Here is a 25,732-nt window from a genome sequence, read left to right on the forward strand (position 1 = left end):
GAGGTCGTGGCGTTTGATTGGCGAGAGGAACGGCAGACGTTTCAGGCTGGTTCGCCCACAAAATCGTCCAAAAGAAAACCCCGCCGGGGAAGGCGGGGCAAGGCTCGCGCCCAGTTGGCTCTGGGACGCGGGGAAGAAACTCCATCAAAAGACTGACACGCGCACATAGCCAAGAATGAAGCGCCACGGGAAGGTCACTTTCCGCGAATCCGGTACGTTGTCGCTAATATATCATTGCCCGCTCGCTGGCGTGACCAGGCAGGTGATGCCATGGGTAAGCCATTCGTTAGAAGAGGCTGATGCCCGTCGCTCCGACCTTGTTGAAGTTGACAAACCGACGTGATGCGAGAGCGAGGGGCTCTTCGCTGGCGGCGATCCGCGCCTGAAGTGCGGAATGACTGCCACTGTCACTGACGCTGAACAGATCGTAGCGCCGCTGGAAACTGATCGGCGAATCTCCACCCGGATTGAAGAACACATTGTTGGCGTCAAGCGCCCCGAGGCTCGTCATGACGGGCGGCGCCGTCGTCACGATCGCTGAAACCGGCCCCCTTCCGTGCATGTCGGGCAGGCTGATCATCCAGTCGCCGCTGGCTGGAGTCTGCGTGGAGCCAAGTTCCATGCGCTGGCCGTCCGGTCCGATTAACACGACCGATACATAGGAACCGACAGCCGCGCGGCCGGTTAGCATCGGAGAGATATAGAGCCGGTCGTCCTCTTCTTCCTCGAAGAAGGGCTCGTCATGCTCAAAGAGCGCGCGAATCTCGGCCGGATCGATGGCCGCATTGAGCTTGTCGATATCGACGTCGATATTGTCGAAGATGTTCGCATCCTGGCCGCGGGTGCCGTCACTCGTGATCGCCACGAGATTGACTGCGTTTTCAATGCCGAATGTCGAGGGGAACAGGACCTCCATTGTCAGCGTCAACACACGTGGTGCGGACCCGGCTTGAAGCGTGCCGAGATCCCAGGTGATGCGGCCGGTCGCCGGGTCGTAGGTACCACCGTCGCTGGCGCTGATGAAGCGGAAGACCCTGCGATCGGCGATATCGGTGACCCGCACGCCATCGGCGAGGAACGCGCCGACATTGCTGACGGTGATCTGGTAGGTGACGACGTCTCCGGGCGAAACCTCCTCGACATTGTTGGTCTTGGTGACGACGAGGTCGGGATAGATCAGCCGGTCGGTATGGGTGTCGCGATTGTTGTCGGGCGTCGGATCGCGACCGCCGAGGCCGTTATCGCCGATGACGACGACGTTGGTGGTTTCATCAAGGCTCGCAGGCAGGCCCGGTTTGACCTTCAGCACCAGCGTCAGAGTGAGATCGGGATCCATGGGTGACAGGGTGTTGAGCTGCCATATGACGCGACCGGTGGCCGCGTCGAACGCTCCGCCATTGCTGGCGGAGACGAAGTCGAAGACGGTCGTATCGACCATGTCGACGATCTCGACGCCGGCGGCGATCCGCTGCCCGACGTTCTTCGCCGTAATCGTGAAGGTCACGGTTTCGCTGCCACCGGTCTCCTCGATCGCATTGGTCTTGGTGATCACGAGATCCGGGTCGGCCAGTGCCGTGACCGTCGCCGTGTCGGTATTGTCGAACGGGGTCGGCTCGGGCTGATCCATCGTGGCGGTCGCGGTGTTGACGAGCAAGAACCGGTCAGGACCACCGTTAAAGACGGGCGACAGCGGATCCGCCACCGAAACCGTCAGCGTCACGAGGTGAACCTGTTCCGGGTTCATCGTGCCGAGATTGACGCTGAACTGCCGGGTGATCGGATCGAGAGTGAATGGCACTGCGACGCCATCGATGCTGACGGTGTGCAGGATGATGTCGGGCGGCAAGGTATCGGTCAACACGACGTTGCGGGCCTGCTCGATCGATCCGGCATCGAGGCCGGGCGCGCCCTTGTTGAGGACCTGGATCGTGTAACTGAACACTTCTCCCGGGCGCACCACGAGCGCGGACGCGTCCTTAAGCACCTGCAGGTCCGGACCTGCAATCGTGATCGTCGCGTCGTCGCTATCGCTATAGCCGCGCTGCTCGTCCGGCGTATCGGTGCCGCGCACCGTGTCGTAGTTGATCGTCGCGGTGTTCACGACGCTCTGGCCGTTCACCGTTGCCGTGTTCTGGGCGACGGCGGAGAAGCTGATCTGAAGCGTCGCGCCGACAGGAAGATCGGCGACCGTCACGCGGAAGCCCGTTCCGACCAGTTCGACGATCGGAGCGGGCAGCCCGGCGCCGTTGACGATGACGGCCGTGATCGAGGTCGGGTCCAGCACCATGTTGGGATTGTCGAACGGATCCGAAACGACGACGTCGAAGGCGTCGATCGCCGAGGTTGGGTCGTGGCTGACGGTGATCGTGTAGCTGGCGCGATCACCGATGGCGACAAAGGGCGCACTGACGTTCTTGACGATGTTGAGCTTCGGCTCGACGACGGTCACGTCGGCCGTGTCGAAGGCCGCAACACGATTTCCGGTGAGGAGCACGGTGTTCGGCAGAACGGCGCCATTGGTGACGTTGGTCGGATCGTCGACAATGACGACGGAGTAGAAAACGTCGACGAAGTCGTTCTGCCGAATGTTGTCGCCGGGATTGACGACGGTTCCGAGCGGAATGATGAGTTCGTTGCCGGCGGTGACGGTCACGCTCGCAGGATCGAAATTGAGCGTCGCGCCCGGATTGCCCGGCACGACGAAAACGGATCCGGGAATGTAGCGCTGCCCGGCAGGCAGGAAATCACGCAGATGCAGGCCGACAATCGTGCCTTCGTCCAGCACGATCCGCAACCGGAACATCACAACTTCGCCGACGGCGACGTTCGTGCCGGCGGTTTGGACGATGCTGGTATCGAACACGGACTTGTCGAGGTCCACCCCGTTCACTCCGCGACCGGTCGCAACGATCTCGACGTCGCGCGCGACATAATTGTTGAGTACGGTCTCATCGGGACCGGGGCCATCGGCGCCGGTCCGTTCGTCCGGGTTGACGCCCGGTGTGGAGGTCCAGCGAACATCGACGCCGTTGATGATATCGTCGCCCGGTTGAAGGGAGTCGGAGGCAACGATCGTATAGACGACGCGAATGAAATCGCCGGGCGCGATGGTGAAGCCACTGCCGTTAAGCACGTGTCCATTCGGCGAAATCGTGAAGGATCCAACCACATTGCCGGAACTGTCGAAGGCGGTGGCGAGCCCGAAGACGGCATTGGGCGTTACGGCATCCACAAACGTTACGTCATAGGCAGTCGACAGCCCGTCATTGGTGATCAGCACCTCGAAACCGACCGAGTCACCCGCATCGACGGTGCTAGGTGGCGTCGTCTGGCGCTTGTCGATCGTCAGATGCGGTTCGACCACCTCGACGATCGCAACGCCGAGCGCGTCGTCGACATCGTCCGCCTGCGCGCCGACGACGTTCGGGAGGAACTCGCCTTGCTGATTGGAGAAAATGTTGCGCACGATCGCCTGATAGGCGATGCGGATCGTGTCGTTTGCAACTGTGTTGCCGGCGGGGTCGCCGGGATTGATGATCTGCGAGCCGGCCGTCGCCGCATCGTTGTCGAGCTCGAAAGTCAGGATCGTATAGCCGAGCACGTTGGTCGTGACCTGGACATTGCGAATCGAGACGGTGCCGCCGGCAAAGCCGCTGTTGACGATGGCGAGCGTTGAAGCGTCGATCTGCAGCCCCGGGACCAGCACATCGACGATGACGACGTTGCGCAACGTGCCTTCGAAGACCTTGAGATCGATCAGATAGTCGATGCGTTCGCCGATGGTGAACTGCGTGTCCGGACCGACGACCTCCTTGTTGATCTCGAAGGTCGTGGCTGTCTCGATCGTGCTCTGTGCCGCGGTGATGTAGCTGTTGGCGTCAGGGATGGGCGTGCCGATGCGCTCGCCGTTGATCGCCCCCGGATTGACCTCACCGTCGAGCGAGCTCCAGTCGCCGGTGACTGTGTTGGTCAGCGTCTGCCCTGGTCCGACGCTGTCCAGCATCTCGACCTGGTAGACGACCGTCAGGGTCGAGCCCAGCGGAATGTCGAGATTGGACCCGGCCACGGAGAAGACGCCGGTGGCATCGAAACCGATCTGGTTGGTGACATCGACGCCGTTGATCCTGGCGCTGACGATGCCGATGACGCGCTGGCCTGCCGGCGTCGGGTCGCGGAACGCAAATTCGTAGGCCGTCGCCTTGGAAGACGTGGTGTGGGCGACGGTGATGGAATAGGTGACGATATCGCCGGCATCGACCGGGCCCTGGGCGTCGTTGGTCTTGCCGATCGTGAGCTTCGGCTCGACGATGCGAACGTCGACCGTGTCGGTGCGCGTCGGCGAATGATCCGTGGTGAAGGTTGCTGTGTTGACCTTGACGGCGTCGTTGACGTTGTCGAGCGTGTTCAGGACCTGGACGCGGAAGCTCACCCGAATGAAGTCGTTGTTCGGGTCGTTGTCGGCAAGCGTCGTGAAACTGGCAAGGTCGAGCGTCAATGTCTGGGTGGCCGTATTGGCGCTATCGATGACCAGAGCATTGCCGTTGGCGTCGACGGCAATGCCGCTGCCTGGAACGAAGACGAAACCGGCCGGAAGAAAATCGGTGAGGAACGGGTTCTCCGTCAGTCCCTCGATGACCGGAATGGTGATCGTGTAGATGATCTGCTCGCCGATCGTGTAGGTCGTCCGGTCGCTGGTCTTGATGATCGGGCCGGGCTGGGCAATCGTTAGCGTAGACGTCGTCGTGAAGGCATAGTTGTTAAGCAGGGCCTCGTCCGTGCGCGGCCCGCCGTCGCTCCCGTCGCGACGCTCACTGACGGCGCCGGGGACGTCCTTCGCCAGAGAAGGATCTTCGTTGTCGACGACATCGACATCCGGCAGCGACTTGTAGGTGAGGTCGACCGTATTGGTCAGCGCCTGACCGGATACGACATTCGGCGCGACCGTCGCCTGATAGGTGATAGTCACCACCTGGTTCAGACCGAGATCGAAGCCGGAAACGAGCACGCGATTGTTGACGAGGTCGAGCGTGACGTCGCTCAATTGCAGCGGATCCAGACCGAAGGCGGGCGTGCCCGCACGGATCGTCACCGAGTTTGAAACGAGTATGGTCCCCGGCGGCAGCTGGTCGACGAGGTTGAGCTCGAAACCGTCTGCGGTCGACGAGGCGTTGTGGCGAATGGTCAAGGTATAGGTGACAACGTCGCCGGCATCGGTCGTGCTATCCGGTGTCGTGTACGACTTGACCACATCGATCGCCGGTTCGGTCACCGTCACCGTGACATTGGTGTCGGGGAAAGCGAAATTGGGAACGTCGCCGACGCTGAATGTTACAGCGGTACCGTTGAGGTGGACGTCGCCCTCATCGGTTTCGGGAACGTTCAGCACCTGGGCACGCACGACGATGACGATCGTCTCCTCATCGCTGACGGTGCCCGTTGCGTTGTTGACGATCGTGCCGAACTCGAATTGCAACCGATTGACGACACCGTCACCGTCAGTGTCCAGCAGTTGGTAGGACGGCGTTCCGGAAAGCTGCAGATCCGAGCCGACGCTGGAACTGTCGACTTTCAGGATCTCGATGATGCCCTGCGATCCGAGCACGTTCAGGAAGTCGGTGTCGTCGTAGACGACGACGTTCTGCGATGTGCCACGCGGGATGGGCACGCGGACTTCATAGATCAGGATCTCGCCGACAAGCACATTGGGGTTGGTGTCGGCGACGTAGCCCGGTTGCCCGGGCGTCAGATATTCAGTGCCGCCGTAGGAGGTGTTGATCAGCGTCTTGGTGATCTGTGGCGCAAGGATCGTCAGCCGATCCTGACCTGTCACTTGCTCGAATGCGCGCTCATTCGGGTCGATGCCCGGCAGTGAGGTATAGCCGCCGTCGGGGATCACCGCGACGTTGTCAAGCGTGCTTCCAGTGATGATGCCCGGATCGACGCGCATGGCAAAGTTCAGCATCAGCTTCTCGCCGGGCGCGATAGCAAAGTTCGGATCGTTGTCGGCAACGGTGATGACCCAGAAGCCCCCGGCTTGCGAAATCGTCACGTCCACGAACGCGGTATTGACGGCGCCGGTGCCCGTCTTGGACGAAAGAACCAGGTTGGTGAACCAGCCGAGCGGCAGGTCGTCGTCGGACATCTGCAGGCCGAAAGACGTCGTGCTCGAACTTGCCGACGAGTTCTGAACGGTCAGGCGCATCTGGATGAGCTGGCCACCCTGCGCCACGTCGGGCAGGAACTCCTTGATGATCGACAGGTTGGGCTCGACGATATCGACCGGAACGACGGCCGGCGCCGTCGGCGCGGTCGTCGGCGTATCGAGGATGGCCGAGTTGCTGACCGTGACGCCAGCCTGGAGGGCGGGATCGTCGCTGGCTCGCACCTGATACTCGATAACGAAGGATTGTCCCGAAAGCGTGGTGCCCGGCGCCGCGTTCGCGACCACATTGCTGAAATCGAAAGTCAGCACGTTGTTGACATAAGTGTAGGTCAGCAGCGCGCCGTTCGAAAGAAGGGTACCGCCTTGCGCGACCACGCCGTCGAAGGTGACGGTCTGTCCGGCGGCATTGACGTAGGTGAGGCGCAGGATCGGCGAGCCGACGAGAACCATGCCCGCGGGCAAGGTATCCGTAACCGTTGCTGCCGTGTCTCCATCGGGAAAGGTCACCGCAATTTGAAACGTGCCTATTTCGCCGATCGCGAAGTCGTTGCCGGATGTAAAGGTCTGGTCCGTCGCCACCAGCCGCTTGGAAGCCGCAACGCCCTGCGTTACCAGCGAAACGGCGTCGATGAACTGGCCCTCGACATTGAGCGTGAAGTCGGTGCCTCCCTCGACCGCCGCATAGGAAACGAGTTCGGCCGCGTTTTCGACGGTAATGCCCGGATCGATGCTGTCGATCGCCACCAGCTGGTAGGTGATGATGATGATGTTGCGGCCGTCATTGGCGCCGTCAGCCGCAATCGAACCGATGCCGTTGCCGTCGGTGATCGACAGGCCGGCGCCGAAGAGATCGCCGGAAAAGCTGCCGACCGCCGTGCCGTCGCCGTAGCGCACGTCAAGCTGCAGGGCTGCTCCTGGCGGGATCGTAAAGCCCGGCGGCAACTGGTCGCGAATAAGCAAATCGAAGGCATCCTGACCGCCGGTGTTCTGGATGACGATGGCAAACTTGACCGTATCGCCCGCGTCGATGCCTGAGAGGTCGCTGACGATCGGGCTGGAGGTGAGATCTGCCGTCGTCAGCGGTGACGTGGTCGAAAAGCCGGGCGTGCCAACGGTAAAGGTCAGCTTCGACGGTCCGACCGTTGATGGATTGAAGGCGAGCGAATTGTCGACAGCGCCATTGGCGTTGGTGGCGACAACGCCCTTCGTCAAGGAAAGGATCGGTTGCCTGAGGATGATCGAGTTGATGAAGTCCTGTTCGAGGACAAGCGACGATTGGCTGTCGCCGGTCTGAACGACCGCCTGGTTGACGAGCAACAGGCCGTCGGCAAACGGCTGGTCGGTGGCGACGACGGTATAGAGGATATCGATAATGCCCCCCGTGCTCGCATTCTCGTCGAAATTGTCGAAGAACAGGCGAATGGCATTGTTGCCGCCGAGCGTCGTGACAACAGGTACGCCGGCAACCCTGCCGCCGCCGGTCAACGTATCGTCGGGGCCGCGAATGATGGTGAAGGCAACAGGGACGCCGCCCTGCGTGTCCGTGAACACGAGGCCTGTGCCATTGGCGTCAACGTCGTAAACGGGCAAAGGCAGGTAGTCGGTGATGACGAGATCGTCGACGTCGCTCGATGCGACGACGATGCGGATGCGATAGGTGACGGTGTCTCCGGGCGAGACCGTGCCCGGATTACCGAGCACGCCGTTGACGGCGTAGACGCTCTTGTGGCCCTGCGGTTGGGGCACGGTGACGGAGCTTTGCGATCCATCCGGGTCGGCAGCGCCTCCGCCGGGCAGCGCGCTGTTTGCAGTCATCGAGACGGAATTGGAAAGCACCTCGTTGACGACGACCGGGCCGCGTCCCGGCTGGCGGAACGTTTCGTCGATGCGAGCGAAGTAGACGAGCGTCAGTGTCGTGGCGCCTTGCTGGGCATCGCCGGCGAAGAGGTCGCCGACCAGGCGCGAATCGTGGCCGCTGTTGCTAAGCGCGTTGCTGATGAAAAACGTCAGCGTTTCCGTGCCGTTTGTCTGGAATGCCGAGGTCAGTTCCGTCTGCTGGTTCGGAGGAACCAGTCGCTGCAGATCGATGAACGTGGTCTGGCCGTTCTGCACCAGTTGCAGCACGGGCGTGTGTTCCAGAACGCCGTTGTCGGTGGTGTCAAATGTGAGACCGTCCGAGAGAATATCGTTGAGGATCGCGGCTCTGAACGCCTGGTAGTCGGAAACATCGATGGTCACCTGGAAGCGCAGGTAGGCGCCCGGTATCGCGGCGCCGCCGCCCTCGACCGAAACCGTCTTCAAGACCGTATAGGGGCGGATCGCGATGTCGATGCTGTCCTGGAGATCTCCGCCGGTTGCCGCGTCGACCGGGTTGCCCTGATAGAGCGCCTCGACGCTCGCATCGTTGGTGGCGATCGCAACATGCGGGTTCAGCGGATTGATGATCAGCGCGCCGCTGGCATCCCTTTCGGGCGCGTAGGCGCTGAGCGTGATGACGATGTCGCCATCACCAGCCCGACCGGTGACCGTCGCAAAACTCCACTCCGCAGTGGTCACCGTGTCGGCGCCGGGGACCCCTTGCGGTGTTGCGCCGACACCCGGCGCTGTTGCTGATGTCGCAGCGACGTTGGTCGTTGCGTTGAGAAAGTAGAGGTTCGTCGGCAGAAGATCCCGCACGTCCACGTCGGTGACCGTGATGTTGGTCGCGACATCGATGGAGATCGTATAGGTGAAGGGGAAGTTCGGCCCCTGCGCCGTCTCGCCTTCCGCCAGCTGCACCGCCTTTTCAAGCCTCATGACAATCGGGGTGATCGCGTCCGTGCTGGTCGATCCCTGCTGGATCGGCGGATCGGTCGATGGATTGTTCAGCTCGTCGATACCGAAGCGGAAACCGCCGCGGGCTGTGATGTCGATCGGATCACCGGGAACGGCACCCGGGTCCACCCCATTGGGGCTTTGGGCGAGCGTGGCGTTGAAATCCAGGCGAATGACCGGTTGGTCCGGCCCATAGCTGCCGAATGGGGCGAGGACGTTGACCCAGGTCTGGCCGATCTCGGTCCCCTGCGGCAGCGCCATGTTGCCGCCGAAGGGATGGGCACTGACCACATTGCCGCTGCCGTCGACCCAGTTGCTGCCATTCCAGGTGCCGACAGTCTGGCTCGTCACGGTTGTTCCAAGATAGGTCACGCTGTTGATTTCGACACCGGGTTCGACCGTGACATCGACAAAGGGACCATACCCGGTTCCCAACGGATCTGAGGGCGAGGCAGTGTTGTCGAAGGTGACCGCGAAGGCGAAATCGTCGTTGATCAGCTCTTCGGCCGGAAGGTCGACGACGGCCGCCTCCGGTGTCGCGTTGAGAAGCACCCGGTCCTCAAGGCGGCGAATCCGCGGTCTGTAGGCTTGTCCCCGCTCGATCTGCATTGCCATCTCCCTTGTCGTCATGTCTCGGGCGCGCAACTCGCGATGGTAGGTGCCCGCGACAATACATCAGTTTCGATAGTGAGCCCAGCGCGGCAGATGCCCCAGGTTAACGTAGTGCAGCCATTCCGAAGCAAAGCTGCCGACGGAACGCCATCGCAGTCCCGAAGTGAGCCGTCCGGGCGTCCCTGCGACCCAGTCCCCCTGGACTTCATATGGCAGGAAGACCGAGTTGAAGCGGACGTCGATAAGCGTGTGTTTGGCGCCGCTGATGTCGACGGCCAGCGGACCCCCGCCTTCGGCCGTGATCGCCGGCGGCGGCAAGGCATTGCTGGCCGTCGGATCGATTCTCAGGAGCTGGACGGGAGCCGGGCCTGATCCGAAAACTGCTGAGCGAAAAAACACATCCCCCGCATCCTGGCGCAGCCAGTCGGCGTCCTCTGGAAGCAGCCAGGCCTTGATCTCCAACCTTCGCGGCTCGGCAATTTCGCCGAGGAGCTCCCCACGCTCGATCCACCGGCCGGAAAGCGCGTCCATGTCGTTGCCGTAGATGATGCCGGATCGTTGCGCAGTGATCTTGAGGCCGGCCAGCCGCTCATCCGTGTCAGCGATCTCGTCGTGCATGGCCGAAAGCGCCTGTTCCGCGCCTGCCTGCGCGCTCGGATCGCCGCCATCGAGCGCACGCGCGAGAAGAATGTCGATACCACCCTTTCGGGCCATCAGGCGGCTGCGGTCTGCCTGCAACGACTGATTTGAAAGCAATGCCAATGGCTCGCCGGCTTCGACCCTGTCTCCCGACCTGACGAAGATATCGGTGATCAGCCCGGCGCTGGCCGCTCGCACTTCAAGGGCATCGCGGTAGGCGATGACGCCGGGCGCTGACAGCCAGACGGGGACGGGCGCAAACCACAGGGCAAGCAGGACTACCATTCCCAATGCCACGCGCTGAGATGCCGCTCGCCGATCGCCCGCCGTGAGCTTCCAGGCCGCCAGAAGGAAGCGAAAGAAGGGTGTAACCACCATCGTCCAAACCACGAGGGCCGCCAAGACAAGGCCAAAACCAAATGCCAGATGCGTAGCGACGAGCGTCAGCGTGCTTGCGGCGATGAGCCGCCAGGCGAAGGCGAGCCAGCCGTAGAACTCGATCCATCCGCGTTCGGACACCTTCGGGCTGATCCCCGTCAGGAGCCGCATTGCACGGTCACGGGCCGCCGCTGCACCGCGTTGGTACAGATTGGAGACCCGAAACAGGTCGACCAGCGCGTAGTAACCGTCGTAGCGCATCAGCGGGTTGGCATTGAAGACGACCGTGCTCAGCGTCGTTGCGACGATCAGCGACTGGAGAAAGGCCTTCCATTGGCCAGGTTCTGCCTGCGACCATAGGAGAACCGCCACCGCGCCAAGCGCCAGTTCGCCCATGATGCCGGCGGCGGTTATGTGCAGGCGGCGCCAGCGCGATTGCAACCGCCAGGCCCCGGTCACGTCGACATAGGCGCCCAGTGGCATGAACAGGATGAAGAGAATGCCCACTTCCCGGATTTCGACGCCATAGAGCCGGGCGACAATGCCGTGCTGGCATTCGTGCCAAAGCTTGCTCACGACCCAGGCGAGCCAAAGCCAGACAACCATGTCGAGGCTGAATAGCGATCCAAGGTCGCTGCGGAAGGCATTCCAGTTGCCCGTAAGCTCGACCGCAGCGGCAACCAGCAGAACAAGAAAGAGCAATGCTCCGAGCCGGCCATAAAGCCACGTCAATCGGACAGCGCAAAACTGGAAGAACCGATCCCAGGTCCCAAGCCTGATCCGCTGGGAAATCACTCCGAGGTTTCGCCGACTGCTCGGCGAGTTGGCGTTTTGCGAACCGGTAAGCAGTCCATGCCGCTTCAACTCGTCGACGAGCTGAGGCACCTCGTTCTGCTTCAGCCCGGCGCCTGGATATTCGAGCAGCAGCCGGGCATGCGCCTCGTTGCTGGCGATCGTGCCGTCGAGCAGGCGCGCAAACGCCGCCGTCTCAGGATCCGTTTCCATAAAGCTTCCGCCAAACGGATCCTCGATGAGGACGATTTCCCGGGCGTCCTCGTCGCGATAGATGAAGCGTAGCTCCGGCCTTAGCCGTGGGAAATCGTCCGCCATCTCACCTCCACCACCGCTTCAGGGCAATCCAGGCGTCGCGAAAGAGGATCTCTCCGAGCCGGGCCCGGCCGGTCGGAAGGATCGCGACGCCACGTTGTCCCGGTCGAAGGGATTGGCCGGCGTTTGTGATTGTCGAGCGCACCGGCAGGACGGTGCGGCCGGCGATGGTTTCGACCTCCGGCGCGTTCCTGAAGTTCTCAAGCTTGATGGGCTCTGACTGCACGCCATCGAGATAGAGCAGTGCGTCTGCCTGATGGGGCAGGCGCGCCAGGGCTTCGATCGGAACGTCGACACGCACGCGCATGTGCTCGAGTGGCGCGATCTCGGCGACCGTATCGCCTTCACGTACGGGCGCGCCTGCTGAACGCTCGAGTGGACTGCTGAGCACGACCCCGTCTACCGGTGCCTTCAGTACCAGATTTGCGAGCTGCCAATCGAGCAGGTCGCGCTCCGCAGCGGCTGCCTCCGCTTCGTTGCGGGCAAGCTCGGCCTCGGTGATGCGCTTTTCCCGCACGGCCGCGTCGCGGCGCCGAAAGGCCTCGTCTGCTTTCGAGGCTGCGGTATTGCGTGCAAGCTGCAGCGCTTCGCCTTCGAGCAGAGCGATGATGTCGCCTTGCCGGACCACGTCCCCGGCCTTGACTTTCGCCTCCCTCAGGACACCGCTGAAACTGGCAGAAACAAAATGTCTGCCCTCAGCCTCGAGTTCCGCTTCCGCGCGGATGCGGTCCGGCACGGGAACGAAGAGAGCCGCGGCCAGCAACGCTGCCAAGGCAATGGCCATCAACAGACGGGCGCCGGGGCGAAGGCTCGGCATGCGCCGCTTTGCTTCGCGCTTCACGCTGATATCGACGACGGTGCGAACAACCGTCCAGCCGTTGCCGTCCAGCTCTGCGAACGCGGAGCCGGGCTCGGCGACAATGATGACGGTATCGTGTGACGATCGGCGGTCTGTGACTTTAAAGCCGACGACGCTGCGTGCGTTGAGTTCGAAGGCGAGGCCCGGCCTGCCGTCTTTCGCCTTGTCCTCGACGAGTGGTTGGTCCAGCCGAGCGCAGCGTCGCGCAAAGCTCCTGATCTGTTCCGAAATCGGCGCTGAGCCGCGCGGTGTAGCCGCCGGCGAAGCGGCCAGAACATCGCCGCCAGGCGTGGCGATCAACACCGAGCGCGCATGCAAGGTTTCTCGAAGCCGATCGGCGAGGGCGCTTGGGTCCTGCGGCAATGGCGTTGTTGCGCTTGCCGCCACCAGATCCGCAAGCGTCTTTGAATGTCTCGTATCTGTGTCGATATTCCCAAAAGAGACGGCCAGCGCCGCCAATTCCAAAGTGGCCCGCGATGATCCGAGCGCGGCCTCCGAGGCTGCCCTGATTGCGGTAATCGCGCCGATGCCGCGGGGCAGGGGGGTCGCGAGCAGAACCGCGTTCGGCACTGTGGCGGAAACGTCGGCGCGTGGCTCCATCGTGCGGATGGCTTCGCTTGCGGCAAGGCGGAGTTCGTTGCCGATCGCCAAGTGGTTGGCGCGATGGCTTGCGTCGAGCGCAAATTCGCTGAGAGCCAGCGTGCCTTCGCGGTCAACAACCAGGCCGAGCGCAAGCGCATCGATCAGCTCGGCAACTGCCGCCAGAAGTTCGCCCTGCCGGCGGTTGGGTTTGCCACGATCGGATCCGAAGGATTGGACGAGGCCATGCAGGCGGCGGTAGACGGGTGGAGGCGGCGTTTCCCCATCGACCTGACTGCTGCTTGCGGCCGCGCCGATCTTTCCTGCCGCGTTCATTGCACGGGAGCCAAGAGAGGAAGCGCCAGCTCGACCCTTTCCCCGCTCAAAAGCTGATAGTCGCCGTTCTCGATTTCAATGCCGAGCCGCCTCAAGCCTGTCGGTGCATCGATGTCGGGTCCGAGGTCGCGGACCCGTGCTGTGACCTCTCGCCCCTCCCGCAACAACCGGACCTGGACGGAGGTTCCCGCCTTTGCGCTGCCAAGACAGACCGGGGGCACAAAGAAGTCGGCGTGGAGCTTTTCGAGCTTGAGCAAGGTCACGAGGCGTGCGTCGCCGCCGGCGCCCACCAGTTCCGACGGTTTGCGATGCAGGGTGCTGACGACGCCGTCGAAGGGAGCGCGGATGTCGAGCAGCGAAAGGCGCGATTGGGCACTCGAAAGCGCGATCTGAGCAGCGCGGCGCTCCTCCTCCACGGCCTCGACTTCAGCCTCGCTTACCTGAAGCTCGGCGCGCGCCTCGATCATTTCCAGCGGGCGGACGGCCCGTGCCTTCTCGAGTTTTTCAAGCTCGCTCATCTTTCGGCGCGCCAGGTCACGCTTGGCCTCTGCCATCATCAAGCGCCCCCTGGCATCGTAACGCACGCGTGCGCTGTCAACCTCGGCCTGCGCCATCGTCTTGTCGAGTTCTGCAAGCACGTCGCCGCCTTTCACTTTCTGGCCCGCTTCGACATGCATCACCGCCACGATACCCGGTTCGCGGGCGGCCACTTCGACGGTCGATGCCGGTTCGGTGAAGCCGGTGGCCACCTTTGCGGTACACTCTTGCGCATCTGCAGCGCCTGCGACCGCGCAGGCGATCAGCGCCATCATACAGCTGGCTGACGACCTAGTCCTGCGCCGTCTTGGCATTTTGAGCCCCGGTCTGCGCGTTGCGCTTTCGAATGGCCTGCGGATCGACAAGTATGTTGCCGGAGCCATCTTGCGACGCGTTGGCATCCTTGCTGACATAGTCGCGCCGGCTCACCTTGATGTAGTCGAGATCGTCGGACGCGATGCGCGTTGCCTGGATGCCGCGGACGGTCAACATCGTTCCGGCCGCGCGCTCCAGCGCATAAAGTGCAAGATTATAGGTGACGGCGGCTTCCATTAGCCGTTCTTCCGCCTGTGTGCGGTCCTCAAGACCGGAGATCAATGTCGCCAGAAACGCGCTGCCGCTTTCGAGCCCCTCCTCGGATCGAGCCTGAAGAGCGCCGATTTCGGTGCTGACGGCCGAAAGTTCAGCCTCGCGCGCTTTCATTTCCTGATAGGCGCTGCGGACCTCGCGCACAGCGATCTGGGCCTCAAGCAAAACGGTGTCGCTGACGTTGCGCATTTGCGAGGTCAGTTGTCTGAGCTCGATGCGCCGACGTTCGTGCTGGGCCTTCTCACTCGTGTTGCCGAGCGGCACCTTCAGGCGAACGCCGACATCGACATCCACGTCGGTCTGGTCCCATTGGCCCTTCCAGGCATCGCCATAATGGTTGTTTCCTGCAAGACCGTCATTGGATACGCCGGCAAAAAGATCGAGGTCCGGGAGCAGATTGTTCTTGGCGACCTTTTCCTGAAGCTCAGCGCTCCTCAACTGTAGAGCGACGGCTTTCAGCTCCGGACGGTTCTGCACCGCGAGCAATGCCACGTCTTCCAGAGGGACATCGACGAATTTCTTGACCGGTCCCTGGGTCGGAATGACCTCGACCTCGTCGCCGTAAAGCCCCTTGTCGCTCAAGAGGGCGGAAAGGCGGGCCTGGCTGTTGTCCGCGCCCGTACGGGCGCGGATGATGGATGCTTCGGCGCTGCGAATAGAGGCGGTCGCCTGTTCGGTCTCGCCGGTTAGCGTGTCCAGACCCTTTCGCGCTGCGATCCGCCCGGCGACCCCTTGGAGTTCGCCGACGAGGCGTTGCCGCTGCAAGACCCGCGCACGTTCCGCATAGAGGGTCCAGTAGGCCCGTACCACCTCGGAAAACTGGTCTTCGATCTGGCGCTGGAAATCAGCCACGCTTCGGTCACGTTCGAGCCGCGCGAGCTGCATCGGCGCAGAATTTACCTCGACACCCGCACCGCGGAGCAATGGCTGCTTGAACTCCAGCCGCAGCTTGGCATCGGCCTGGTCCTTGGGCACGAAGAATTCCGAATTGCTGTCGCGCCGGCCGAGCCGTTGCGACAGCCGCAGTTCACCGCCCGTGATCAGAGGTTGACCAAGGCCGAATTCGACCGACCCTTCGTCTTCCTTCAATGTTGTCGGAGAGGATGAGGACGTTCCGGTCTGCAGCAGGCTCGATCGCGGGGTATCCGTGTCCTTGTAGTTGCCTTCACCGAACGCATAGGGTGAAAAGCGGCCCTCTTCCTCTTTGACCACCGCCTCTCGGATCATCGGGATATCGGAACTTGCTGCCAATTGGTTTGAGCTGGCAAGCATCCGACCGAGCAGCTCGTCTATTTCAACCTGGACCTTCTTCGGCTTGCGCGATTGCCGCGCGCTCATAGCCTTTTCCCAATAGGCCCCGGCGGATGCCTTTCCGATCGGCAGACCTTCGACCTTGGGAGGGATCCTCGAGGCTCCGGCATAGGCGGCATCCGAGCGCGATATAGGGGTCACGTTGCCATCCTTGTCCGCCGTATGCGGCCCAAGGTCTCCTTCGGCCTTGGCCACGAAGCGACGATACTCTTCCTGGACGCCGCGTGCGATTTCGCTGTTGGGATTTAGGTCGTCGACCGCATCGGTTGTGCATGACGACAACACCAGCAGAAGGTGAGCGGAGATTATCCTCGCCGTAACGTTAGGTGCGATGGATGAACGGGACAAGTTCTTCCGACCGCGCCACTTCATGTGCGCAGATTCCCATCGATCATGCAAATATCCCCTCTAATGCTGTCACGATGTATGTCTTGTATTGCCTAGTCAACCCTTCAAATTATTGGGGATTGTACTTGTATTGTTTTGAAATTAATTCTGGTTTTCCGGAAATATTTATTAAGTATAGTCAATTTCGCGGTGGTCTGCGGATCACTTCCAGGAGGTGGTCATAGCCAGACCGCGGGATCTCCGAGGCTTTAACGATTTGACGCATTGCTTTGTCGCGCCGTCAACGGAACCGATTTCGTTGAGCAGCGTCTCTTCGATCGCCGTCAAGACCGAGCGATTGCTGGACGTTTTTCGCCGATGAAGTGTTCCAAAGACGTCGAACAAGAAGCAGGCCCGTCACGCAACCGATCATTTTTTCAACGTGTCGGTCAGGCTGTTTTCGGCTCATGGCAGAGGTGCCGCTCGATTGCCAAAGTCGAAAAACCGAAACGATGAACGCTCGTCGTTGGACAGATCGGAAAAGCCAAGTGCGATAAAATCGAAGTTTGCCCTAATCCAATCCGATGCGCATTCAAGGCAACGTCTAGCCGATTAAACTTGAATACAAAACACCACTTTTTTACACGGTTGCGGTATCTTGTCAGCCGGCGTTGGTTGACGTAGTCGAGGCGTATAACCACCTCAGCCAGCAAAGCTGTTCAACGAACGGCATTTGGACGGCACATACCTCTAAACGTTGAGATAGCGATGACCCTTTACCTCGATTACCTGGCTGAGATCAAAAGCAGAGAAAGTCAAAAGCTCGCTCCCAAGCCGATCGATGACGGCGGGCTCGTGGCCGAAATCATTGCGCTGATCGAGGATGCCGGCAACGGGCACCGGGCGGATGCCCTGAAATTCTTCATCTACAATACGCTGCCGGGCACGACGAGTGCGGCTGGCGTCAAGGCCGCGTTCCTGAAGAAGATCATCCTTGGCGAAACGGTAGTTTCCGAGATTTCCCCCGCATTCGCTCTGGAGCTGCTTTCGCACATGAAGGGTGGTCCCTCGGTCGAAGTGCTCTTGGACATTGCCCTTGGCGATGACACCGCAATAGCCGGGCAGGCCGGTGAAGTGCTAAAAACGCAGGTCTTCCTCTACGATGCCGACATGTTCCGGCTGCGTGACGCCTTCAAGGCGGGCAATGCGATCGCAAAGGGCGTCCTTGAGAGCTACGCCAAGGCCGAGTTCTTCACAAAGCTCCCGGAGGTCGAGGACGAGATCAAGGTCGTGACCTTTATCGCTGCCGAAGGCGATATCTCGACCGACCTTCTGTCTCCCGGCAATCAAGCCCACTCGCGCTCGGACCGCGAACTGCACGGCCAGTGCATGATCACGCCGGAGGCGCAGCAGGAAATCGTGGCGTTGCAAAAGCAGCATCCGGACAAGCGGGTGATGATGATCGCCGAAAAGGGCACCATGGGCGTGGGCTCGTCGCGCATGTCGGGCGTCAACAACGTGGCGCTCTGGACGGGTAAGCAGGCCAGCCCCTACGTGCCCTTCGTCAACTACGCCCCGGTCGTTGCAGGCACTAACGGCATCTCGCCGATCTTCGCGACAACCGTCGACGTAACCGGCGGCATCGGCATCAATCTGAAGAACTGGGTCAAAAAGACAGGTGAAGACGGCAAGCCGATCCTCAACAATGACGGCAATCCGATCCTGGAACAGAAGTTCTCCGTCGAGACCGGCACCGTTCTTTCGTTGGACGTGAGGAACAAGAAACTCCGCGACGAGGCCGGCCAGGAACTGGTCGATGTCGCTTCCGCCTTCACACCGCAGAAGATGGAGTTCATGAAGGCGGGCAGCTCCTATGCCATCGTCTTCGGCAAGAAGCTCCAGACCTTCGCGGCACAGACCCTCGGCGTCGAGGCGACCCCGGTCTTTGCCCCGAACAAGGAAATCACCGTCGAGGGTCAGGGCCTGACCGCGGTCGAGAAGATCTTCAATCGCAACGCCGTCGGCGTGACGCCGGGCAAGACCCTTCATGCGGGCTCCGACGTGCGGGTGAAGGTGAACATCGTTGGCTCGCAGGACACGACCGGTCTGATGACCGCGCAGGAACTGGAGGCAATGGCGGCCACCGTCATCTCGCCGCTCGTGGACGGCGCCTATCAGTCGGGCTGCCACACGGCCTCGGTCTGGGACAAGAAGGCGCAGGCAAACATCCCGAAGCTCATGAGCTTCATGAACAATTTCGGCCTGATCACCGCTCGTGACCCGAAGGGCGTCTACCATTCGATGACGGACGTGATCCACAAGGTGTTGAACGACATCACCGTGGATGACTGGGCGATCATCATCGGCGGCGACAGCCACACCCGCATGTCCAAGGGCGTCGCCTTCGGCGCGGACTCTGGCACAGTTGCGTTGGCGCTTGCCACCGGCGAAGCGACCATGCCGATCCCGCAATCGGTCAAGGTGACCTTCAAGGGCACCATGCAGCCTTACATGGACTTCCGCGACGTGGTGCACGCGACCCAGGCGCAGATGCTCAAGCAGTGTGGCGACAACGTCTTCCAGGGCCGCATCATCGAAGTCCACATCGGCACGTTGCTCGCCGACCAGGCTTTCACCTTCACCGACTGGACGGCCGAGATGAAGGCCAAGGCCTCGATCTGCATTTCGCAGGACGAGACGCTGATCGAGTCGCTTGAAATCGCCAAGTCGCGCATCCAGATCATGATCGACAAGGGCATGGAAAATGCCGCCGGTACGCTGAAGGGCCTTATCGCCAAGGCGGATGCGCGCATCGCCGAGATCCGCTCGGGTGAGAAGCCGGCGCTGGCTCCCGATGCCAACGCGAAGTACTTCGCCGAAGTGGTTGTCGACCTGGACGTGATCGACGAGCCGATGATCGCCGACCCCGATGTCAACAACGCCGACGTGTCCAAGCGCTACACCCACGACACGATCCGTCCGGTTTCTTACTACGGCGGCGCCAAGAAGGTGGACCTCGGCTTCGTCGGCTCGTGCATGGTGCACAAGGGCGACATGAAGATCGTCGCGCAGATGCTGAAGAACATCGAGAAGCTCGAAGGTAAGGTGGAGTTCAAGGCGCCGCTGGTCGTCGCTGCGCCGACCTACAACATCATCGACGAGCTGAAGGCCGAAGGTGATTGGGACATCCTGCAGAAGTATTCGGGCTTCGAGTTCGACGACCTGAAGCCGAAGACTGCGAACCGGACCGAATACGAGAACATCCTCTATCTCGAGCGTCCGGGTTGCAACCTGTGCATGGGCAACCAGGAAAAGGCGGAGAAGGGCGATACGGTTCTGGCAACCTCCACCCGTCTGTTCCAGGGGCGGGTCGTTGAAGATACGGCAGAGAAGAAGGGTGAATCGCTGCTGGCCTCGACCCCGGTCGTGGTGCTGTCAGCGATCCTTGGCCGCACGCCGAGCATGGATGAGTACCGAACCGCTGTTGACGGAATCGACCTGACGAAGTTCGCTCCGCCGAAGGCGGCGCCAATCGACTCCTTGTCTGTCCATTATTGAGGCTTTGAGGCCTGAGTGGGCATTGTTGACGCCGACTGGCCTCACAGCGGGGATACTCCCGCTGTGAGGCGCGGGGGCGAAGTCATTGACGTGCGCTGGCCGATTGACGGATGGCCATGGTCGACAAGGTTCCACAATAAATCTTGCGCGATTTTACATCGTCCACAGGGCCGGAAGAGATGAAGCGTGCAATTTATCACCGAATTGCGCCACACGGTCGTGATCATGCAAAATGATGCCGTGCCGCAGTCCTCGGAAGCCCTCAGCCTTGACCGTCGACGATGCCTTGACTTCGATGCCCCCCGGGAACTGTCGTCGCAGGCATATGGCTAAGACAGCGCCCAGAGATGTGGACCTTTGTAGGGCGCCGCCTGTAACCAAGTCCACACTGGGCGCGGCCTGCCGTTGAACGCCGGTGGGCTCGGGGATCTGGCAGCCAGATTTGAGCGAGCGTGTCGTGATCGCTCACCGGCTCGCATCATGTGCAATATGCTCTCAATGAGAGCGCAATGATGTCTACCGATGAGATCGATGCGCACTGCTCTAGCGAAGGCAAGGCGGCTGCTCTTTCTGGCGATCCATTCTCCGATCACGATTTCAAGGCGGCCAGGAGGGCTTTTGCCGTTTCGCCAGATGAGGCGGGATTCTGGCCGGTGATGAGCCGGCCATCGACGACTGCGTGAACGCCCCAGTCCTTCACCTTCGAGAAAACGGCGCCGAGATCGAGCAACTCGTCTTCCACCAGGAAGGGCACGACCTCTGTCAGGCCGACGGCCGCTTCCTCGGAATTGGTAAAACCGGTGACCCTTCGACCGTTTACGAAAGGTGAGCCGTCCGGCTTCTTGACGTGGCGCAGAACGCCGGGGGCGTGGCATACGAGGGCAATCGTCTTGCCCGCCGCAATGAAGGCTTCGAGCAGCCTGATCGAGTTTCCGTCCTCGGCGAGATCCCACATCGGACCGTGACCGCCGGGATAGAAAACGGTGTCGAAGTCCCCCTGGTTGACGCTGTCGAGGCGAACCGTCTCGGCGAGCTGGGCCTTGGCTTCCCGGTCAGCCTTGAAGCGACGAGTGAGATCGGTCTCGAACATCGGTTCATCGCTCTTCGGGTCGAGCGGCGGTTGGCCGCCCTTGGGCGATGCAAGGGTGATTTCGGCCCCGGCATCCTTAAAGACGTAATAGGGAGCCGCCAGCTCTTCGAGCCAGAACCCTGTCTTCTTGCCGGTGTTGCCGAGGGTGTCGTGCGAAGTGAGGACCATTAGGACCTTCATGGATCATATCCTTTGCACTGGAGGAGTAGATTTGAAGTCCGATCAGCCGCGTCGGCTTCTCGATGCACTGACATTGGCGTCGCAATGACATCTGGGAGATCTAGGTCGCAGAAACCAGCAATCCATCTTGATGATGGATAAAGAATCGAGATCTTCAGATCGCTCACGGGCCGCGATCAATCGCCGCCCAAATGACCGCCAAGGCCGGTGCGCTATTCACGTCTGACCGTTGCGGGCGTCGACCGGCAGGCGGGCTGAGGTGCCATCCGCGCGCGCCAGGACGAAATTGTCGAAGTTGGCGATCGAGGCACAGGAATGGTTGGGGAACACGCGTACGCGGCTGCCCAGCGGCAGGGGGCGCCCGGAATGGGGGACGAACCCATGTTCTTCGGACAGTCGCTCGAGCGTCCACAGGCCGGTCTCGCCATCGCCTTCGGCGCTGACGATCGTGCCAAACCCTGCGCCACCCATGCCGTGTGCGCCGCGATCGGAGCTCATGGATTTCGAACCGGCGTCGATGATGAAGTGCGTGTTGTTGGAGGCAACGACGCGGGCGACGACTGAAAGCGCGAGGTCGTCGGCGGTGCAGATGCCAAGCCGAAGGGCGGTGCCGTCGAGAAAGACGTAGTTGCCGGGGCGGATGTAATCGACTTCCCGGGGCAGCGGTGCACCGAGGCAAGTCGGCGTTGCGCCGACGGAAATGCAATCGACGGCGATCCCGCGTTGCCGAAGCCGGTCGGCGAGGCCGGCGAGGGCCTCCGCCTCGTCGCGGGCGATCGTGGCGAGGGCGTGCGGCTCCGGAGCGGCGTAGGCATGTCCGGCATGCGAAAGCAGTCCGGCAAATCGCAAGCCGGGGGCGCCGGCGATCCTTGCGCACAGTTCAGGCGCTGCCGGGTCATTGGGTTTGAGGCCGACGCGACCGAGGCCTACGTCGACCTTGAGGAACACGCCGATCTCGACGCCGTGCCGGCTGGCGGCCTCCGACAGCGCATCGACACCTGTTTCGCTTGCCGTAATCGTGCGCAGTTCCACACCCCGCGCTTTGACCGCAGGCAACAGGCGATCAAGCGACGCCGCGCGGACGATGGGATAGGCCAGGATGATCGACGGAATCCCGGCTTCGGCAAAGACCAGCGCTTCGCTGGGCTTGGAGGCGGTGATACCGCGCGCACCTGCAGCTAGCTGCTGCCGGGCGATGTGGAGGCTCTTGTGCGTCTTCACATGCGGAAACATTGCCACGCCGGCTGCATCGGCGCGCTGCTGCATGGCCTTGATATTGCGGGTGAGCCGTTTCTCGTCGACCTCGATATAGGGTGTCGGTTGATCGGCGGCCGCTGGACGCAGGAACCCTGTGGCCTTAGTCCCGCTTGCGCTGTCGCTGATATCTGTCGCCGCTAGGCCGGCAGCGCTGGCAGCCGGTTGCGTCACTTCGAAAGTGCTCATGATGGGATACTCTGATCTGGAATGGCGTATCGCGGCTACTGTCAGCCGGTTGCGACCTGGCGCACGTAGTGGGTCGATGAGATCTGCCGCATCGGCAGTTCGGAAGGCACGAAGTCCGGCGCACGCACCGCACTTGGAATTTCGTCGGACATCGGCTGGCGCCCTTCCGGACGGCGTGTCGGATCGGCAATCGGCACGGTCGATAGGAGCTTACGGGTATAAGGGTGCTGCGGATTGCCGAAGACCGAGCGGCGATCGCCGATTTCGACGATTTCGCCGAGATACATGACCGCAACGCGGTGAGCGATACGCTCGACCACCGCCATATCGTGGCTGATGAACAGAAGGGCGATCTGCATCTCGCGCTGCAGGTCCATGAGGAGGTTGATCACCTGTGCCTGGATCGTCACGTCCAGCGAAGCGACCGCCTCGTCGGCGACGATGAGACGCGGCTTGAGCGCAAGCGCCCGGGCGATACAGATACGCTGGCGCTGGCCACCGGAAAATGCATGCGGATAGCGCTCGAGGTGCTCAGGCGAAAGCTCTACCTTTGCTAGAAGTTCGGCGGCGCGGGCGCGCATGTCCCTGGTCGAACCCAGCTTGTGGACCCGCATCGGATCCGTCAGCGATTGCTCGATCGTCATGCGCGGGTTGAGCGAAGAAAACGGATCCTGGAAGATCATCTGCGCTTCGCGCCGAAACCGCGCGAGGACAGGGCGCGGCGCGCCGATCAACTCGGTTCCATCAAAGCGGATCGAGCCAGAGCGCGGTCGATCGAGCTGCATGAGCGAGCGGGCGACCGTCGACTTGCCGCAGCCGGATTCACCGACCAGCGCCAGGGTCTCACCGGGAAAAATATCGAAGGAGACGTTCTCCACTGCGTGCACCCGGCCGGAGACGTGGCCGAACAGCCCGGCCTTGAGATCGAAGCGCGTCACCAGGTTTCGCACCTCGACGAGTGGGCGAGGGGCTTGCGTCATATGAGCCGGCGCGTTCATTGTGTCGCCTCCGCGGGCTGCCGCTCCGGTTCAAACACCAGCAGCGGAAATTTCTCCGGCGCATCCTTGTCGGCCATGCTGCCGAGACGCGGCACGGCGGAAATCAGGGCGCGTGTATAGGCATGCTTCGGCTTGGCGAAGATGTCGTAGACCGAACCCGTCTCGACGATTTCACCCTTGAGCATCACGCAGACCCGGTCGGCGACTTCCGCAACGACGCCCATGTCGTGGGTAATGAACAACACCGACATGCCGATTTCGCGCTGGAGGGCGCGAACCAGATCGAGGATCTGCGCCTGAATGGTCACGTCGAGCGCGGTCGTCGGCTCGTCGAGGATCATCAGCGATGGGCGGCAGGCAAGCGCAATGGCGATCATGACGCGCTGGCGCATGCCGCCGGAGAGTTGGTGAGGATACTGGTCGAGCCTGCGCTCCGCATCGGGCACACGCACGAGCTTGAGGGTGTTGAGCGCGATCTGGCGCGCTTCTTCGGGTTTCTTTTTCTGGTGATGGATCACCGCTTCGGCAATCTGGTCGCCCACGGTAAAGACCGGGTTTAGGCTGGACATCGGATCCTGGAACACGATCGAGATGTCCGCGCCGCGAAGGGCTTCGACCCGCTTTTCCGATAATGTCGCAAGGTCGGCGACCTTGCCGTCCTTCAAGCGCATCAGCACCCGTCCGCCGGTAATCGCCGCGCCGTCATATTCGGTCAGCCGCATGATCGTCATGGCGGTCACCGATTTGCCGGATCCGGACTCGCCGACCAGCGCAACTGTCTCGCCACGCGCGATGCGGAAGGAGACGCCCCGCACCGCGCGCAGCTGTGAGCGGGTGCCGGCCGCGAAGGAAACCTCAAGGTCTTCCACGGATAGGATGACATCCTCGGGCAGTTCAGGGGGCGCGGATTTAGACAGGAACATCAGCACATGGACCCGATTTCGAGGGGACGTTGCCCTGTCAGGTCTCGCAACGGGGTTGCATCCTGTCAATATGCTCGGATGGTGGAGAACTCCCTGGGAGGTTGACCGTCAGTGCCCGGGCGGCATCCGAGCGGCTTCGGTCCGTCCCACAAAACCGAATGAAATCAATGTGTCGCGAATGTGGCAATCGAAACTATGCGCTTTCTGCATCGTGTCGCCTGTCTTCGCATACGGTCTCGGTCGGGCGATTTCGGTCATGACGGTGCCTCAGGCGGCGTCGATGCCGGCATCGAATCCGTTCTTGTACTGTGGCAGTGCCGCACATTGCTTGAGATGCTGCCACAACGCATCGCTGTCGGCGCTACCAGGGCCGGCGCGCCTGAAGATGCGGATCTCCATTTCGAGCGACATTTGTGGCCCGCCGATCTGGACGAGGCGGCCTTGGCGCAGGGCTTCCGCCACGCAGATCTGCGGCAGCCAGGCGACGCCGCGCCCGGCGACGGCCATGTGCTTCAGGCCGTCGGCAAGGCCCGACTGGTAGACGGTGCTGAGGTTGAGCGGGCGGCGCCAGCGGGATTGGATGAGCGTTGCCAGCTTGCCGATGTAACCGTCGCTCCAGGAATAGGCGAGGTAGGGAATTTCCGTGGTTTCAGGCCCGTCGATGTCGAATAGCGGGCGGCCGCTCTCGTCGGTTCCCGACACGAGGATGAGCCTGTCCCTGCCGATCTGCAGGGATTCGAACGGACCGCCTTCCAGAACCGGCGGGCCATCGGGATGCACATAGGTGATGGCAAAATCGCACTGGCCCGAACATAGGTGATCTATGCTTTCAAGGAAGTCGGCGGCATGCATGCTGGTGCGAAGCGGCATCCGCGAGATTAGCGGCGAGCCGATCCATCTCGGGAAAAAATACATCGCCAGCGTATGCAGCGAGGTAAATGTCAGCATGGCCGAGCTTTCGCCCGCGACGTTGCGGCAATCGGTGCGCAGCCGGTAGGCCTCACGCACGAGACGCTGGCAACCCGGAAGGAACATCGTTCCCGCCCGTGTCAATTGAACAGGATAGGTGCTGCGGTCGATCAGGTCTGCGCCGATCCAGTTCTCAAGCGATTTGATGCGGCGACTGAAGGCAGGCTGCGAAATGTTGCGTGCCGTCGCCGCCGTCGAGAAATTCCGCGTGGCGGCAATTTCGAGAAAATCTTCAAGCCATTGCAGTTCCATGCCGGCCCTCATGCGTGTTTTGCATAGTCTATCCTAATTACACATTGGACAGACCTGCAAGGGCTCTTC

The 25,732-nt window shown here is 61.7% G+C and carries 10 protein-coding genes and 1 pseudogene; 2 read left to right on the forward strand and 9 right to left on the reverse strand.

Features of this window, described 5'->3' with window-relative positions; all coding sequences use genetic code 11:
• Window positions 1–286: 286 nt before the first annotated feature.
• The 3 genes from ACIQUG_RS22260 to ACIQUG_RS22270 all read right to left on the reverse strand — a co-directional run bounded on the left by ACIQUG_RS22260 (window position 287) and on the right by ACIQUG_RS22270 (window position 13,223).
• The gene (locus tag ACIQUG_RS22260) at window positions 287–9,586 is read right to left on the reverse strand and encodes a hypothetical protein (RefSeq protein WP_402324158.1); all 9,300 of its coding nucleotides are present in this window, start codon (window positions 9,584–9,586) and stop codon (window positions 287–289) included.
• A 66-nt stretch (window positions 9,587–9,652) separates the two neighbouring features.
• On the reverse strand, window positions 9,653–11,716 hold the full coding sequence (locus tag ACIQUG_RS22265) for a site-2 protease family protein (RefSeq protein WP_402324159.1): 2,064 nt from the start codon (window positions 11,714–11,716) through the stop codon (window positions 9,653–9,655).
• A 1-nt stretch (window position 11,717) separates the two neighbouring features.
• The gene (locus ACIQUG_RS22270; protein ID WP_402324160.1) at window positions 11,718–13,223 is read right to left on the reverse strand and encodes an efflux RND transporter periplasmic adaptor subunit; all 1,506 of its coding nucleotides are present in this window, start codon (window positions 13,221–13,223) and stop codon (window positions 11,718–11,720) included.
• Between the two features lie 12 nt (window positions 13,224–13,235).
• On the opposite strand from ACIQUG_RS22270, the gene ACIQUG_RS22275 reads away from it, so the two are divergent.
• Window positions 13,236–13,544: a hypothetical protein gene (locus tag ACIQUG_RS22275; protein ID WP_402324161.1), complete on the forward strand. Its 309-nt coding sequence runs from the start codon at window positions 13,236–13,238 to the stop codon at window positions 13,542–13,544.
• Here the strand turns inward: ACIQUG_RS22275 and ACIQUG_RS22280 are convergent.
• Window positions 13,484–14,299 (reverse strand): efflux RND transporter periplasmic adaptor subunit, encoded by an 816-nt coding sequence (locus tag ACIQUG_RS22280; RefSeq protein ID WP_402324162.1) that lies wholly within the window; start codon window positions 14,297–14,299, stop codon window positions 13,484–13,486. The two genes, ACIQUG_RS22275 and ACIQUG_RS22280, sit on opposite strands and share 61 nt — an antisense overlap.
• Window positions 14,300–14,315: 16 nt before the next feature.
• Window positions 14,316–16,064: a TolC family protein gene (locus ACIQUG_RS22285; RefSeq protein ID WP_402324163.1), complete on the reverse strand. Its 1,749-nt coding sequence runs from the start codon at window positions 16,062–16,064 to the stop codon at window positions 14,316–14,318.
• Between the two features lie 954 nt (window positions 16,065–17,018).
• Here ACIQUG_RS22285 and ACIQUG_RS22290 point away from each other — a divergent pair.
• On the forward strand, window positions 17,019–19,808 hold the full coding sequence (locus tag ACIQUG_RS22290) for a bifunctional aconitate hydratase 2/2-methylisocitrate dehydratase (protein ID WP_402324164.1): 2,790 nt from the start codon (window positions 17,019–17,021) through the stop codon (window positions 19,806–19,808).
• A 589-nt stretch (window positions 19,809–20,397) separates the two neighbouring features.
• On the opposite strand, the gene ACIQUG_RS22295 is transcribed toward ACIQUG_RS22290, so the two are convergent.
• From ACIQUG_RS22295 to ACIQUG_RS22310, 4 genes and pseudogenes are all read right to left on the reverse strand, one after another.
• Window positions 20,398–21,078 carry a type 1 glutamine amidotransferase domain-containing protein gene (locus ACIQUG_RS22295; RefSeq protein WP_402324165.1) on the reverse strand — a complete coding sequence of 227 codons (681 nt, stop codon included), beginning with the start codon at window positions 21,076–21,078 and terminating at the stop codon, window positions 20,398–20,400.
• Window positions 21,079–21,294: 216 nt separating this feature from the next.
• The gene (locus ACIQUG_RS22300) at window positions 21,295–22,521 is read right to left on the reverse strand and encodes an alanine racemase (protein WP_402324166.1); all 1,227 of its coding nucleotides are present in this window, start codon (window positions 22,519–22,521) and stop codon (window positions 21,295–21,297) included.
• 41 nt (window positions 22,522–22,562) lie between these two features.
• A pseudogene (locus ACIQUG_RS22305) lies at window positions 22,563–24,442 on the reverse strand (ABC transporter ATP-binding protein).
• Between the two features lie 267 nt (window positions 24,443–24,709).
• A complete protein-coding gene (locus tag ACIQUG_RS22310) occupies window positions 24,710–25,663 on the reverse strand; it encodes a LysR family transcriptional regulator (RefSeq protein ID WP_402324167.1) in 954 nt (317 codons plus the stop codon).
• Between the last annotated feature and the right edge of the window lie 69 nt (window positions 25,664–25,732).

Source organism: Ensifer sp. NPDC090286 (genome assembly GCF_044769565.1).
Lineage (GTDB): Bacteria > Pseudomonadota > Alphaproteobacteria > Rhizobiales > Rhizobiaceae > Ensifer.